The following is a 14,199-nucleotide window of genomic DNA, read 5'->3' as shown; positions in this document are numbered from 1 at the left end:
GCCTCCTTGTATTTGCGCATATGCTTTAAAGCGGATGGGTGCGATGCCATGGTCATCACCAGACGAAGGCGCCGATTGCCAATCCGGCCGTTACACCGATCAGGCAGGACAGGATTAGCAACGGGGTTTTGAGATCATTGGTGTGGCGCGCGGTCAGGACGGAAAGGCGTTCGTCAAACCCGCCCAGCGATTTGTCAAAGCGCACCAGAAAGACTTCGAGTTCATCCACCCGGCTTGACAGTTCTTCCTGACCGGTACGGACCAGTTTCACACCTGCTTCGATACCGTCATCGGCCGAGGCAAGTTCATCCATGCGTTTCGATGCACTGACCAGACGTTTGGCGGCTTCGCGTTGCCCGTTTTGCAGGATGTGCTGTGCCGCAAGCAGCCGGTCCAGCCGGTCCAGAATTTTGCCAAGCGGTGCATTCAGCGCAGTGTGGGCTTCCTGTTCGCTTTGGGTCGGGATACGCAGTGTGATTTCGTCCTTGGTGCCGGGCATGACGGCACAAACAGAAAGGCTGTCGACATTGGCAACAGCTGCATCGGGCAATTCCACCTCGAATGCGTGCTTTCCATCGCCGATACCATTGCGGCGCAAATCGACGCGTTCATTTTCGGCCGTCTCGCGCAGCAATGCATGGCCGTTAAGGCGCACGACCACCTCGATCCGGGCATCCGGGTTTTGCGGCGACCAGACCCAGCCATAGAGCCGGTTCCGGTCAATGGCATCGACCCGCCCTTCCAGGGTCGGCGCAGGTTGCTCGGCGTCTTGTGCGACGCTCGGCGCCGGGGTTTCTTCCATCGTCTGTTTTTCAGCAACAGCCATAGCGGCCTCCTTGTTGAACGTCAGGCGGCAACAAAATCAGGGCGAACCATGCGGCGGATCATCGCCAGATATTCCTGCGCGACATCATCAATCCCGGCCGGCGCCCGGACATGGCCCGACAGTTTTTTCCAGAGTTTCGGATTGGTTGCGCAGTCTTTCATGACGCGGGCCAGCTCGGCCGGGTCATCGGGGCGCACATGGATACCGTCATGGCCATCCCGAACCATTTCGGCCATGCCGCCAATGGAACTGGTGATCACCGGACGGCCATGCTGGAAGGCTTCCTGAATGACCAGTGGCGCATTTTCCCACCAGATCGACGGCACAACGACCCAGTCGACCCGCGCCATCAGATCGGGAATATCTTCGCGCTGATAGGCGCCGATGTGGCTCACCTGCGGGCCGCTTTGTTCGAACAGATCGGCAATGCGATCGGTAAACTGGTCGGTCTGATAAAGAGCAGCGCCATGGATGCGCAGATTGAAATCGACCTGACTTTCCGAAAGGATCCGACCGGCTTCAAGCAGAACATCCGCCCCCTTCCAGGGGTTGAGATTGCCGAAATAGCCAAAGACATTGGGCATTTCGGCAGCGCCGATATCGCGTTTGGGCGCGGCCGGGACAGTTGGGCGCCCATTATTGATCACCGAGATCCTGTCTGGCTCGATGCCCCAGTCGATATAACGAGCGCGCAGGAATTCGCTGGGCGAGACAAAATGATCCACCACGCGCAGATGGTTGCGCAGATTGACCGCGCGCATCGCATGTTGATCGGGTGTAAAACTATCAAGCCCGGACAAACGCCCGGTGGCGTCGGCCTTGGTATAGCGGTTTCTGGTCCCGCGATGGATCATCAGACCATCATTCGGGCAGATCTGATAATAGTCATGCAGGGTCATGACAATCCGACAGTTCGGCAGAACACGGCGGATCAGCATTGGCAATTCGATGCCCCACAGCACCAGATGATGGATATGCACCACATCCGGGGCCCAGCTTTTCAAAAGGCGTGTGAAATCCGGGGCCACCGCATAAAGATCGGTCTGGGACATGTTGAAGCGATCAAAATGCCCCGCCCAAAACAGCATTTCATCACCAGCATCATTGATGGCCTGAAAACTTGTGCCCGGGCGGCGTTCGCGATGAACATCGTTGGTCGCCCCGATGAACAGCGCTTCGCATTCCGCACGTTTGTAGGCATGAAACAGGTCATGGGCGAAAATTTCCGTGCCCCCCGGATGCAGATCGGGGTGATTGTGGGCAAGCACCATTATCCGCGGGTTCATGCGTTCCTCCGTGGTTTCCGGGCAATCAGGAAATCCTGATAGTGGGCGGCTGGCTTGCCGCGCCATGCGCCAAAGCTTTTGGTGTGGATGTCAAAGCCGGCAGTCGTCAGGGCATCATCGAGAAAGGCATCGTCAAACCCGACGGCGGCCATCGGATTTTCGCCACGCAGATGCCAGCAGGGCTGACCGTCGGCCTTTGCGAATGCCTTGAGGCGGGCATCGCGGTCCGGATGAGACGGATCATCGTCCGCGCACATGACAAAGGCGGTCAGAAACAGCCGCCCGCCCGGGCGCAGCACACGAAAGACCTCGGAACAATAGGCTTCGATTTCGTCTGGCGGCAGGTGGGTTGCCACCGAGATCATTGCGGTGAAATCGAATGTTCCGTCCTGAAAAGGCAATCGTATGCCGCGCCCGCTGATTTCGCCTTCCGGGTTGTAAAGTGCGTTCCTGATGTCGGCACATTCAAACCGGAAATTCGGATAGGCTGGCGTGATGGCGCGCTTGCACCATTCAATGCCGTTGCGCACAGGATCCAGACCACGATAAATCGCCTTTTCGGGGTTCAGGAACTGTGTCAACGGGACGGCAATGCGGCCAATACCGCAACCGATATCAAGAACATCGTCAGTGGTTTTAAGCCCGCCCATGCGGACAAAATGATCAAGGAATTCCGCACCGATGACCCGATAATCACCATCGCCGACAAAGACGTCTTCTTCGGGGGGAACCGGAAGAAAACGGTTGGAAATGATTTGCTGGCACAACCAGGCAAGATGGGTTTCGCCAAAATCGGATGTTAGCGGGGATTGGTGTTCAGACAATGCAAGAACCTGGCTCATGCCCCTTCTCCGTCAGAGGTTTTTTGCGATCGGTATTGCGGCACACCGTTGGTGTGAATGTCTTCGAGCACATCCCCCCAGCGCGCAGCATGCAGCCAGGCGTTATATTCGGCAGCCACGCCGCGCATGTAATCAACATGGGTGGAGATGGATTTGCGTTCGAAGTGATAGAGGCTGACATCGGGGAGGTATTTGATGTCGAAATCGGCCTTGCGAATTTTCAGGCAAAGATCGCTGTCTTCGTAGTCGCCAATTACATAATCCTCGGTGAAGCCACCGACCGCTTCAAAGGCATCACGATGGATCATCATGCAGGCACCGGTGACACTGGGGACCGAGCGTTCAATATTGGCATCCTTGAACTGGTCGGGCATGCCTTTGTGATAGTGGTAGTTCAGCCATTTGCCGCTTTCATTGCGGGCAAAATACATCCCGGCATGCTGGATCGAGCCATCTTCAAACAGGAGTTTCGGACCGACGACCGCGACTTCATCAGCACCGCCCAATTTGGCGGCCATGCCTTGCGCCCAGCCGGGCGTATGGGGGATGACATCAGAATTGAGCATGGCCAGAAAATGCCCGTGCGCCTGTTCTGCGCCGGCATTGCAAGCCCGGGCATACCCGCCATTGCGCGTCATCACCACCAGGCGCATCGGAATGCCATACAGAATATGCAGACCGCGCAGCAAATGTTCGCATTCTTCGGCCTGTTCCGGGGAATCAAGCACAAAGACCAATTCACAATATCTGGCGACCCAGTCATCACAGGCAAACGCCCCGACCTGCGCACGCAAGAAGCCCAGAACACGATAGAGCGGCACAATGATCGAGACATCCGGGTCGTCGTGCGGGGTGCCGATTTCAATGACCCGGTCAACCTTGACCGAGCCCATCAGCTTTTGCTGCAGATCCCCAATCACAGGTGCAAGGCAGTTTTCGATAATGTCTGCGGTCAGGTGTTGGGGCGGCACAGCGCGCAGAATGCGCGCGCGCGCCTCGGCGGGATCGATCGGCTGGGCGGGCGGAACCATCAGATGCCGGTTACCCGATTTCAGGCGCATCAGGCTTCTGGGTTGAAGGATCGGGACCGGGCTTTGGATACCCTGATAGAACCCGACAAAGCCGGTCGCCGGAACTGTCCGGTCATCATCCTGTACGTTGCCATGATATCGATAAAATCCATCCCCGAACGGATGGGCGATACCGTTGCTGTCGAGAAGATCTATGCTGGCGATCATATCGACCGGATCGCGATACCAGCCGCCAATCAGGGTGCCGCGTGCCGTTGTGACCGCAAGATCAACCTCGCCACTTGGAAGCGATCCGCCACCCGACACGCGCTGGCTTGAAAGCGGACAGCGGAGCTGGAATTCAATCGCGGCCTTGCTGGACTTCATGTCAGCACGTGCGAGCGTACCAATGATATATTCGCGCAGATCGGCGTCCGATTTGCCCTGCTTTTGCCACCAGCGGGCCAGTGATGGCAGGCCTGATGCATCGGGCAGATGACGCACAGCAAGAGTGCGCATACCGGTAACAACCAGATAAGCCCCTGTTTCGGTGCTTGCCCGATCCGCAATCATATAGGCAATCTTTTGACCGCGCGGTCCGGTCCGGCTGATATGGGGAAGCTGTGTCAGACGCCTGAAACCCGACGGGGCAACAATGAACACCGCCTCGATATCGTTAAAGGCATCAGGCAACGCGGTGGCCAGCAATATCTTTTCATCGGACAGTTTTGCGACAGCTTTGGCCGGTTTTGGCCGGTCGACAATCGCCGCGACGAGCTGACGCAGGAAATTGTTGTAGCTTTTGGACAACCGCAACCGGAACAGGCTTGCCCACATTCCCAAAAGTGTCGACACCAATGAAAGCCGACCGGCGGGCGTCACACCGTTCAAAAGCGTTGAAGCACTGGCAAATTCAAAATCGCCATCGGGGTCAATTGTGATCTCGTCCTTGCGGCCCAGCGTTCCGGCCTCGGCCAGAATTGTGACCGGTTCATCCACCGGACGGCGGATGACGCGCAGCAATCGGGTGCCGCCCCCGTCGAGCGGGAGACGCAAAGTAGCCTGCGGCGAAATCGCAGCACCATCAATCGTTTCAAGCTTGGGAACTTCCCACAAACGGGTGGGTGTATCCCAACTCAACAACAACGTATCAGGGTTCAGCAGGCAAACACCGGGCGCTTCGCCGGTCGTCCGCACTGCATCGGACGAGGCAAATTCAAGCATGACATTCTTTCACTTACTTGAAGATCAGGACGGGTAGCCCGCAGCCGAAGCTGCGGACGCCCATATTGGATTACTGAACGCTAAAGAAGCTGTCCGGATCGTCCTGGATGTCTTCTGCATCGACATTGTTAAGGGTAATGGAATCACCATTCCCAAGGTCGATGACAGTATTGGCGCCAACTTGCGTTGCACGTGCAGCAACGTCATCGGCGGTTTCAATGCCGGTGTCGTTGATATTGCTGCTAATGGAAAGCATGTCCTCGCCAGCCTGGAAGTCGAGCACGACATCGTTGCCGCCACCCCCGGAGAAGACAAAGGTGTCTGCGCCGGAACCGCCGGACAGAACATCGTCCCCTGCACCGCCTTCGAGGACATCATCCCCGGCACCGCCCAAGAGAACGTCGTCACCTTCACCACCCTGGAGAACATCGTTTCCAGAACCGCCAAGCATGACATCATCGCCGGCACCGCCGAGCATGATATCGTCGCCACCGCCGCCGATCATGACGTCATCGCCAGAACCGCCGTCGAGCACATCGTCACCTGATCCGCCAAGCATGATATCGTCACCCGATCCACCTGACAGAACGTCATCGCCAGAGCCACCTGACAGCAGGTCGCTCCCGGCACCTCCGATCAGTGCATCGACGCCCGACCCACCAAACAGAAGATCATCACCTTCGCCACCAATGGCAACATCGTCGCCTGATCCGCCGAACAAGGCATCATCGCCTTCTTCGCCGAACAGAACGTCGTCATCACCTTGTCCGAAGATTGTGTCGTCTCCGCCACGTCCAAAGATGACGTCACTGAAACGAGATCCGAGAAGCGCATCATCAAAGGCGCCGCCTTCGAGAGTTGCCATGTAATCCTCCTTCGTGTCCCAACATTAATGACATCGCGGGGATATTTCCCTCGCGAGAGGATGGCCGTTCCCTCAGGGCGGTCTGAGCCCCGCGGATAACGGCCACTCAGAAAACCCTACATTTTTTTACTTATCTACTGGAGGGTATTGTTGTGATTTTATTTTGTCAACATTATGACTTACTTCGATATTGATTACATATATTCGATAAATACTGTTTTTATTTTACTTATTATTTAATTCAAAATTTGATCTATACTTGAAAAGAAAAGGGTCAATCCCGGTTTTCTGCCGGATTGACCCCAGTTCCGCATCACGCGGGGAGGAATCACTCTTCGCGGAAGGCCTTGTCCATGCTCTGAACGATCGGATCGACCAGATAATCGATTGCCTTGCGCGGTGTTTTCAAAACCAGAATGTTCGCAGGCATGCCCGGGCGCAGTTTGATATCTTCATGCCGGGCAAGTTCCGCCGGATCGATGGCCGCGCGCACGATGTAATAGGACGCATCGCGCTGTTCATCGACGGTTTGGTCAGGCGCGACATAGCGTACCTCGCCATTCAGGGGGGCTAATCGGCGCTGACTATAGGCGGTCAGCCGTATTTGCGCCTTTGAGCCGACTTGAACCGAGTCGATGTCCTGTCGGTTGATGCGTGCTTCGATCACCAATGGTTCATCTTCGGGGATGATATCCATGATCGGTTCAGCCGGACTGATCACACCGCCCGGCGTTCTGATCTGAATGTTGGCGACCGTTCCTGCCTGTGGTGCTTTTACCTCAAGCCGGTTCAGGACGTCCGTGCTGGCGCGCATGCGTTGGGTGACATCATTCAGCGCAAGCTGGGCTTCCTGAATTTCGGTCGCAATATCGCTTTGCCATTCCATTTCGATTGAAGCCAGATTGATCTCCGCTTCGGCCTTTTGCTGCTGTGCGGCGGCTTTTTGGGCCTTGAACTCGCCCATATCGCCGACCAGATCCGACCAGTTGTTTTCAATCTCGACCAGTTGGGTTCGGGTGGCAAAGCCCTTCTCGGCCAGTTCACGGATCCCTTTCAGCTGCTCGGCGACGAGCTTTTCCTGACGGGTACGGGCTTTGATTTGCGAATCGAGCGCCTGGGCTTCGGCTTCGAATTGATCGATCTGTTTGGCCTGGGCATCGCGTTTGGCTGCATAGACCTCGTTACGTTTGGCAAACAGGCGTTCCTCGTCACGCAGGATGTCGTCGACATAATCATCCGCACTGGCCGTCAGTTCCTGCGGGAAAGCGATATTTTGCAGACCACGCTGCTCGGCACGCAATCGCGCAAGCTTTGCCATCAGGCCATAACGTTCACCCCGCAACTGACCCAGTTCGGCCTCACTGCGCGTACCATCGAGAAGCGCCAATACCTGACCTGCTGTAACTTTCTCGCCTTCTTCGACCAGAAGCTTTTTCAGGATGCCGCCTTCATAGTGATTAACGACCTTCTTTTTGGAATCGACAATCACCGAGCCGGTCGCCACAGCCGCACTATCAAGCTCGGCGGTAAACCCCCAGGTCAGGAAACCGCCAAATCCCAGAATGATTACGGCGAGACCGGCCATGATCGGCTTGCGCAGGCTTTGACGTGATGCTTCGCGTTCTTCGGACAGAATCTGGTGCCAGGCGACTTGGGGCTCCTCGGCCGGGATCGTTGCCCCGCCCTCATCAAGGTTAATGACACGGTTCATGCCGCACCTCCGTTTTCCTGCTTACGTTTGACCGAAGGCAAGCTTTTGATATCGTCATTTTCATTGGAAAGATTGCGGATCACGTCTGTTCGTTCGCCAAACTGTTTGACCCGCCCGTCCTGCATCACCAGAAGCTTGGTCGCGTATTGCATGATACTTTGACGATGGGCGATCAGAACCACCATGGCCCCGGAATCGGCGGCCTGGCGTACAGCACGGATCAGGGATGCTTCGCCTTCGGCATCAAGGTTGGCATTGGGTTCATCAAGAACCAGAAGGCGCGGCCAGCCATAAAGTGCGCGCGCCAATGCAATACGCTGTTGCTGGCCACCCGATAGCGTATGGCGCCCGGCACCAATCGGCGTGTCATAGCCCAGCGGCAACCGCCCGATCATTTCATGAACACCCGCTGCGCGGGCGGCCTCGATCACCTTGCGGGGGTTGGCGTCACGCATGCGACTGATATTGTCGCGAATGGTGCCATTCAAAAGCGACACCGATTGCGGCAAATAGCCGACCATGTCGCCAAACGATCCACGTTCCCACAGATAAGCATTATGCCCGTCAAGATAGACACCACCATTTGCAGGCTTTGACGCGCCAACCAGCAACCGTGACAGGGTCGATTTGCCCGCCGCCGAAGGCCCGACAACACCAAGGATGTCACCCGGGGCGAGCTCGAAACTGATTCCGCGCAAAACCGGCACATTTGATCCCGGTGCGGCATAAACCAGATTATCAACAATCAGCGGCCCTTCGGAACGCGGGGTGGGTTTGATTTCACGTTCAGACTGGCTTTCTTCGAGCATCGATCGGATGCGCTTCCAGGATGAAAATGCCCCGACCCAGGCCCGCCAATCACGCGTGACATTATCGAACGGCAATAACAGCCGCCCCATAATCACCGTGCCGCCGATCATCGCACCCGGTGTGGTTTCGCCCAGAATGACAAGATAGGCGCCCATGGCCAGCACGATGATTTGCATTCCAAAGCGGGCAGAGCGCGTGACAGAATACATCCCCTTGCTGCGCATATTGCCGACATCAAGCAGCTCGCTCGCATGGATTTGGGCCTGCCGCCAGCGCAGGGCCAAGGCAGGCATCATGCCCATTGCTTCGATCACCTCGGCATTCGAGACGGTCGATCCGATATCGCCGATATTGCGCAAATTGGCGTCGGTTCCTTCCTTGGTGACCTGACGAACCATCAGGTCCCCCAAAAGACTAAGCCCGATCAGGGTCAAGACCGCCACCAGACCGGCAATCCCGTAATAGGGATGCAGTGCAAACATCACGAACAGGAAGATCGGCGACCAGATGGCCTCAAGCGGGGCGGCGATGGTGGTACCGGTGATGAAGTTGCGCAAATCGGACAGGTCCCGCAGCACCTGGGTTCCGTGCAGGGATCCTTTTTCAAGGGCCACCCGCATGGCCGCCGAAATCGCAGGCAGGTTCAGGCGACGCAGAAGTGACTTTGCCATTTCCTGAAACACAAGCGCGCGCAGGAAATCAAGAATGCCATAAAGGATGATGGCCCCGATCGCGATCACCAATAACAGGATCAGCGTGTCGGTGCTTTGGCTGTTGATCACGCGATCATGGACCTGCAGCATGAAAAGCGGCACGGTCAGTTGAAGGATATTGATGAAGCCGCTCATTACGCCGGCCCAGCCCAATCCGCGAACAAAGGTGAATCGGGCTTCACGAATGACGGACCTTGCATCAAGTTCTGGTCGTGCATCCTTGGAAGCGGCATGTTTTGCCAGCTTTTTACGGCCAAATTGCATCGAAAATCATCCAATTAAGCAAAAGTCATAGTTTTTCCGCAATCTAATCACATAGTTGCGATGGCATGATGATCTACAATAAAATCAAATATGTCGATCTCATGTTGACGATTGGACAATGTAAAAACATTAACAACGGAAGTAATTCAAAAATAAAAATACTTTGGAATTACTTCTGAACAACGAGCAAACTGTGGGAAGTAAAAGGCGTTCTGGAAAATTGTTCAAGAACAACGTCTTGTTATCTTCCCCAACACGAAAATTGTGCCCGGGAAAACCTTCCTTGGCATCAACTCTCGCTTGGGACCAGATAACGGATCGAAAGTTATGACCGTCACGCATCTTGAACTGGCAAATACCGTCGAGCGGATATATCGACGGTTTGCGGATTTGTTACGGGTAGATCTTATCCGACTCGGAAAGGATGACATCAGCCCGGCGCAAGTGGCGCTGCTTTTTAACATTGGCGAAGACGAACTCTCGGTGCGCGATCTTTTGGATCGCGGCCACTATATGGGTTCAAACGCGTCTTATAATCTCAAACAGCTTGCTGAATCTGGCTATGTCGAACGACAGGTCATGGCACGCGACAGGCGATCTGCACGTCTGAAACTGACGGCAAAGGGTCATGAACTTTGTCAGGCATTGCATGAACTCCACGAGGAATATCACGACGCCCTGACCAGCAATCTTGAAGACCAGCAGGAAATGGAAACAGCGTTGCGTACCTTGCGCAGGCTGGAAGAATTCTGGACACAGACTCTCAGGTACGGGGGTGTTCCCGTCAACGGGTCCGTCGCAGTTCAGGAGGTACGAAACAGAAGATGAAAATTGTCCTCGTTCATCGTCATGGACCTGGACAGTTTGTACATCTTGCCTGTCATCTGGCCAATGCCGGATGGCAGGTATCGTTTCTGTGTGAAGCCATGAATGTGCGACTGCCCGGCATCCGGACACTGCGCCAACCAGCCACCCCACCGCCACCGGCCATGCCCTTTGCCCAATATCATCAGGAAGTGGGCCTGAAGGCTGCCAAAACGCTTGATAACCTTGTGCGTGAGGAAGGCGTACCGGACATCGTTTACGGTCATATTGGCTGGGGCAGCATGATGTTTGCCCGTGATGTCCTGCCCGAAACACCCCTGATCGGGTATTGCGAACATTACTATCACGCGACAGGACGTGACGTCGGCTTTGCGCCTGATGAAGACATAACACTGGCCAAGCGGACCCAGCTTCGCCTGCGAAATGCCGCACAGTTGGCCACCCTTGACCAGCTTGATGCGGCGATCAGCCCGACACGCTGGCAGAAATCGGCTTTTCCTGTGGCCTATCACCACAAGATCGGTGTCTGCCATGAAGGTGTCGATACCCGTCGATGCCGCCCGAACCCGAACGCCGAGCTAACGCTTCCCGATGGAAGGGTGCTTGGCACTGGTGATCAGGTCATTACCTATGTCGCGCGCGACCTTGAACCATATCGCGGCTTTCCCACGTTCATGCGGGCGGCTGCCAAGCTTGCGAAAGAAAACCCCGATGCTGTTTTTGTCATCGCCGGCGGTGACGGGATCAGTTACGGACAGCCACGCGCCGATGGCCGGAAATGGCGTGATGTCATGTTAGACGAAACCGGGATCGATCAGTCGCGCATTCATTTTCTTGGCCAGATCCCGCATGACCAACTGATCCGTATATATCAGATCAGTTCGGCCCATATTTATCTGACATATCCGTTTGTGCTGTCCTGGTCGATGCTCGAAGCAATGGCATGCGGGGCCCCTGTCATTGCCTCTAACACCGGCCCCTGTCAGGAGGTGATCCGCGATGGACAAAACGGATTTTTTACCGATTTTTGGGACAGCGAGACACTGGCCGAAAAGATGGCCTTCTGCCTGACCCGACAAAATGATCTTGGCCGAATGCGTGGACAGGCCCGCAAAACGATTATCGATCACTTTGACCTTGAACTGTGCCTCGACAAACAAACCAGCCTGCTTGAACGCATGGTCTCCGCCGACATGGGGTCAAGCGCCAGACAGCGAATGTGACTGATCTTTCGGGGATGCATCTTGGCCATTACCAGTTACGGCCCAGTCAGGAACACAAAAGCCGGAGATGAAGGGTATCCTTCGTCTCCGGCTTTGTGATGTCAGGTCACGATTTTAATCGTGGACTTAATCCTCGCACTTACACGTCGAGGTTTGCGACCTTAAGTGCGTTGGACTGGATGAAGTCGCGGCGCGGTTCGACCACGTCGCCCATCAGGGTCGAGAAGACTTCTTCGGCCTCGTCAGCGTGCGCGACCTTGACCTGCAGGAGCGAGCGGACATTCGGGTCAAGCGTGGTTTCCCAAAGCTGATCCGGGTTCATTTCACCCAGACCCTTATAGCGCTGGACCGAGATGCCGCGACGGCCGAACTCCATCACCGCATTGACCAGATCGACCGGGCCGTTGATTTTCCAGGTCTTGTCCTTGGCGACGAATTCCGCGCCCTTTTCAAACAGTTCGCGCAATTCGCCCAGAATGCCGGCAATGGCGCGGGCTTCGGCCGAGCGCAGGATATTGCCGTCAATCACGTGGCGCTGTTCGACACCGCGCAACATACGCCAGATGACAATTTCATCGAGCGGTGCTTCACCCTGCCAGCCACGATCGAAATCTTCTTCGAGGCTGTCGAGATGTTTGGCGAGAATCTGGGCCGCTTCGAGACGTTTGTTGTCGTCATCAAGCAGGGCCGGGTTCAGCGCACCGGCAAGGGTTGCCTGTTCCAGAACCGAGATCGGCAGTTTGATCGACAGCGGCGCCAGGAGGCTTTTGGCCTTGCGCGAGAGTTCAACCACCCGAACCAGATCAGGACCGGCAAGTTGCTGACCACCGTCAAGGGTCAGAACCGCTTCTTCAGTGCCCTGTGCGGTCAGGTATTGTTCCATCTCGCGGTCGTCCTTGAGATACTGGACCGAGTTACCGCGCTTGGCGCGATAGAGCGGCGGCTGTGCGATATAGAGATAGCCGCGTTCGATCAGTTCGGGCATCTGACGATAGAAGAAGGTCAGAAGCAAGGTCCGGATATGCGCGCCATCGACGTCAGCATCGGTCATGATGATGATTTTGTGATAGCGGGCCTTTTCGATGTTGAAGTCATCGCGGCCAATCCCGGTGCCCATGGCGGTAATCAGGGTGCCGATTTCCTGACTTGAAAGCATTTTGTCAAAGCGTGCGCGTTCAACGTTCAGGATCTTACCACGCAGCGGCAGGATCGCCTGGAAACCACGTTCTCGGCCCTGTTTGGCCGATCCGCCTGCGGAGTCACCCTCCACGATGAACAGTTCGGCTTTGGACGCATCGCGTTCCTGACAGTCGGCAAGCTTGCCCGGAAGCGACGAGATATCAAGCGCGCCTTTGCGCCGCGTCAGTTCGCGGGCCTTGCGCGCGGCTTCGCGGGCAGAAGCAGCTTCGACGACCTTGGTCACGATCTTGCGGGCATCGGCCGGGTGTTCTTCCAGCCATTGCTGGAGCTTGTCATTGACGATGTTTTCAACAACCGGACGGACTTCGGATGAAACCAGCTTGTCCTTGGTCTGGGAGGAGAATTTCGGATCGGGAACCTTGACCGAAATCACGCAAGACAGACCTTCGCGGGCATCATCACCGGACAGGGCAACCTTTTCCTTTTTGGCGATGCCGCTTTCCTGGGCGTAGTTGTTGATCTGACGGGTCAGGGCCGCACGGAAACCGGCCATGTGCGTACCGCCATCACGCTGGGGAATGTTGTTGGTAAAGCACAGCGTCTGTTCGTGATAGCTGTCATTCCATTGCAGCGCGACTTCGACGGTGATGCCGTCTTTTTCGCCTTCGATGCTGATGGCTTCTTCGATCTGGCGGGCCTTGTTCCGGTCGAGATATTCGACAAAGGCACGAATGCCGCCTTCGTAATGCAGTTTGGTTTCGACCGGATCGCCATGACGTTCATCACGCAGGGTCAGGATCACGCCCGAGTTCAGGAAGGCCAGTTCGCGCAGGCGATGTTCCAGAGTCCCGAAATCGAATTCGAGCTGGGTGAAGATTTCACCATCCGGATAGAAGGTGACTTCGGTACCGGAAAGCGGTGTTCCGTCTTCGGTCAGCGGGGCATCACCGACAACTTCCAGCGGCTTGATCGCATCGCCACCGGAAAATTCCATGTAATGTTCTTTGCCGTTACGCCAGATGCGCAGTTTCAGAAGTGTCGATAGTGCGTTCACAACCGACACACCCACGCCGTGCAGACCACCGGAAACCTTATACGAGTTCTGGTCGAACTTACCGCCGGCATGGAGCTGGGTCATGATGACCTCGGCGGCGGATACGCCTTCTTCCTTGTGCATGTCGGTCGGAATGCCGCGCCCGTTATCGCGGATGGTCGCGGAACCATCGCCATTGAGCTGCACCCAGACGGTATCGCAATGCCCGGCAAGGGCCTCGTCAATCGCGTTATCGACGACTTCGTAGATCATGTGGTGCAAACCGGTTCCGTCATCGGTGTCACCGATATACATGCCCGGGCGTTTGCGCACCGCTTCAAGGCCCTTGAGAACCTTGATCGATTCTGCACCGTACTCCTGCTGTGCCGGTTCGGCAGTGTTCGGAGTTTCTGTTTCGTTGGTCATA

The 14,199-nt window shown here is 55.9% G+C and carries 10 protein-coding genes; 2 read left to right on the top strand and 8 right to left on the bottom strand.

Translation table 11 applies throughout. The features are described from left to right. Positions 1-55 precede the first annotated feature (55 nt). The 7 genes from CU041_RS10635 to CU041_RS10605 all read right to left on the bottom strand — a co-directional run bounded on the left by CU041_RS10635 (position 56) and on the right by CU041_RS10605 (position 9,551). On the bottom strand, positions 56-826 hold the full coding sequence (locus CU041_RS10635; protein WP_101246861.1) for a hypothetical protein: 771 nt from the start codon (positions 824-826) through the stop codon (positions 56-58). Positions 827-846: 20 nt separating this feature from the next. Continuing rightward, on the bottom strand, positions 847-2,112 hold the full coding sequence (locus tag CU041_RS10630; protein ID WP_101246860.1) for a glycosyltransferase family 4 protein: 1,266 nt from the start codon (positions 2,110-2,112) through the stop codon (positions 847-849). After that, the gene (locus CU041_RS10625) at positions 2,109-2,954 is read right to left on the bottom strand and encodes a class I SAM-dependent methyltransferase (protein ID WP_101246859.1); all 846 of its coding nucleotides are present in this window, start codon (positions 2,952-2,954) and stop codon (positions 2,109-2,111) included. Before CU041_RS10625 ends, CU041_RS10630 begins: the two co-directional genes overlap by 4 nt. After that, on the bottom strand, positions 2,951-5,188 hold the full coding sequence (locus CU041_RS10620; protein ID WP_101246858.1) for a glycosyltransferase family 2 protein: 2,238 nt from the start codon (positions 5,186-5,188) through the stop codon (positions 2,951-2,953). The genes CU041_RS10625 and CU041_RS10620 overlap by 4 nt, the downstream gene beginning before the upstream one ends. Positions 5,189-5,258: 70 nt before the next feature. After that, the gene (locus tag CU041_RS10615; protein ID WP_101246857.1) at positions 5,259-6,053 is read right to left on the bottom strand and encodes a calcium-binding protein; all 795 of its coding nucleotides are present in this window, start codon (positions 6,051-6,053) and stop codon (positions 5,259-5,261) included. 328 nt (positions 6,054-6,381) lie between these two features. Next, on the bottom strand, positions 6,382-7,764 hold the full coding sequence (locus CU041_RS10610) for an HlyD family type I secretion periplasmic adaptor subunit (protein ID WP_101246856.1): 1,383 nt from the start codon (positions 7,762-7,764) through the stop codon (positions 6,382-6,384). Continuing rightward, on the bottom strand, positions 7,761-9,551 hold the full coding sequence (locus tag CU041_RS10605) for a type I secretion system permease/ATPase (RefSeq protein WP_101246855.1): 1,791 nt from the start codon (positions 9,549-9,551) through the stop codon (positions 7,761-7,763). Before CU041_RS10605 ends, CU041_RS10610 begins: the two co-directional genes overlap by 4 nt. Before the next feature lie 327 nt (positions 9,552-9,878). Here CU041_RS10605 and CU041_RS10600 point away from each other — a divergent pair, with 327 nt between their 5' ends. Next, a complete protein-coding gene (locus CU041_RS10600) occupies positions 9,879-10,379 on the top strand; it encodes a MarR family winged helix-turn-helix transcriptional regulator (protein WP_101246854.1) in 501 nt (166 codons plus the stop codon). Further along, on the top strand, positions 10,376-11,599 hold the full coding sequence (locus CU041_RS10595) for a glycosyltransferase (RefSeq protein ID WP_101246853.1): 1,224 nt from the start codon (positions 10,376-10,378) through the stop codon (positions 11,597-11,599). The genes CU041_RS10600 and CU041_RS10595 overlap by 4 nt, the downstream gene beginning before the upstream one ends. A gap of 139 nt (positions 11,600-11,738) precedes the next feature. Here the strand turns inward: CU041_RS10595 and gyrB are convergent, their stop codons facing one another. After that, complete coding sequence (gene gyrB / locus CU041_RS10590) at positions 11,739-14,198, bottom strand: DNA topoisomerase (ATP-hydrolyzing) subunit B (RefSeq protein ID WP_101246852.1); 2,460 nt, start codon at positions 14,196-14,198, stop codon at positions 11,739-11,741. Position 14,199: the final 1 nt, after the last annotated feature.

Origin of the sequence: Thalassospira povalilytica (assembly GCF_002844235.1) — a bacterium.
In the GTDB taxonomy this organism is placed as follows: Bacteria; Pseudomonadota; Alphaproteobacteria; order Rhodospirillales; family Thalassospiraceae; genus Thalassospira; species Thalassospira povalilytica.
The sequence above is the reverse complement of the archived record's forward strand: the minus strand, read 5'-3'. Positions and strand labels throughout refer to the sequence as shown.

Excerpts from the sequence above, each read along its gene's own strand:
- CU041_RS10635 (WP_101246861.1), bottom strand. The coding sequence starts at position 826 with ATGGCTGTTGCTGAAAAACAGACGATGGAAGAAACCCCGGCGCCGAGC.
- CU041_RS10630 (WP_101246860.1), bottom strand. The coding sequence starts at position 2,112 with ATGAACCCGCGGATAATGGTGCTTGCCCACAATCACCCCGATCTGCAT.
- CU041_RS10625 (WP_101246859.1), bottom strand. The coding sequence starts at position 2,954 with ATGAGCCAGGTTCTTGCATTGTCTGAACACCAATCCCCGCTAACATCC.
- CU041_RS10620 (WP_101246858.1), bottom strand. The coding sequence starts at position 5,188 with ATGCTTGAATTTGCCTCGTCCGATGCAGTGCGGACGACCGGCGAAGCG.
- CU041_RS10615 (WP_101246857.1), bottom strand. The coding sequence starts at position 6,053 with ATGGCAACTCTCGAAGGCGGCGCCTTTGATGATGCGCTTCTCGGATCT.
- CU041_RS10610 (WP_101246856.1), bottom strand. The coding sequence starts at position 7,764 with ATGAACCGTGTCATTAACCTTGATGAGGGCGGGGCAACGATCCCGGCC.
- CU041_RS10605 (WP_101246855.1), bottom strand. The coding sequence starts at position 9,551 with ATGCAATTTGGCCGTAAAAAGCTGGCAAAACATGCCGCTTCCAAGGAT.
- CU041_RS10600 (WP_101246854.1), top strand. The coding sequence starts at position 9,879 with ATGACCGTCACGCATCTTGAACTGGCAAATACCGTCGAGCGGATATAT.
- CU041_RS10595 (WP_101246853.1), top strand. The coding sequence starts at position 10,376 with ATGAAAATTGTCCTCGTTCATCGTCATGGACCTGGACAGTTTGTACAT.
- gyrB (WP_101246852.1), bottom strand. The coding sequence starts at position 14,198 with ATGACCAACGAAACAGAAACTCCGAACACTGCCGAACCGGCACAGCAG.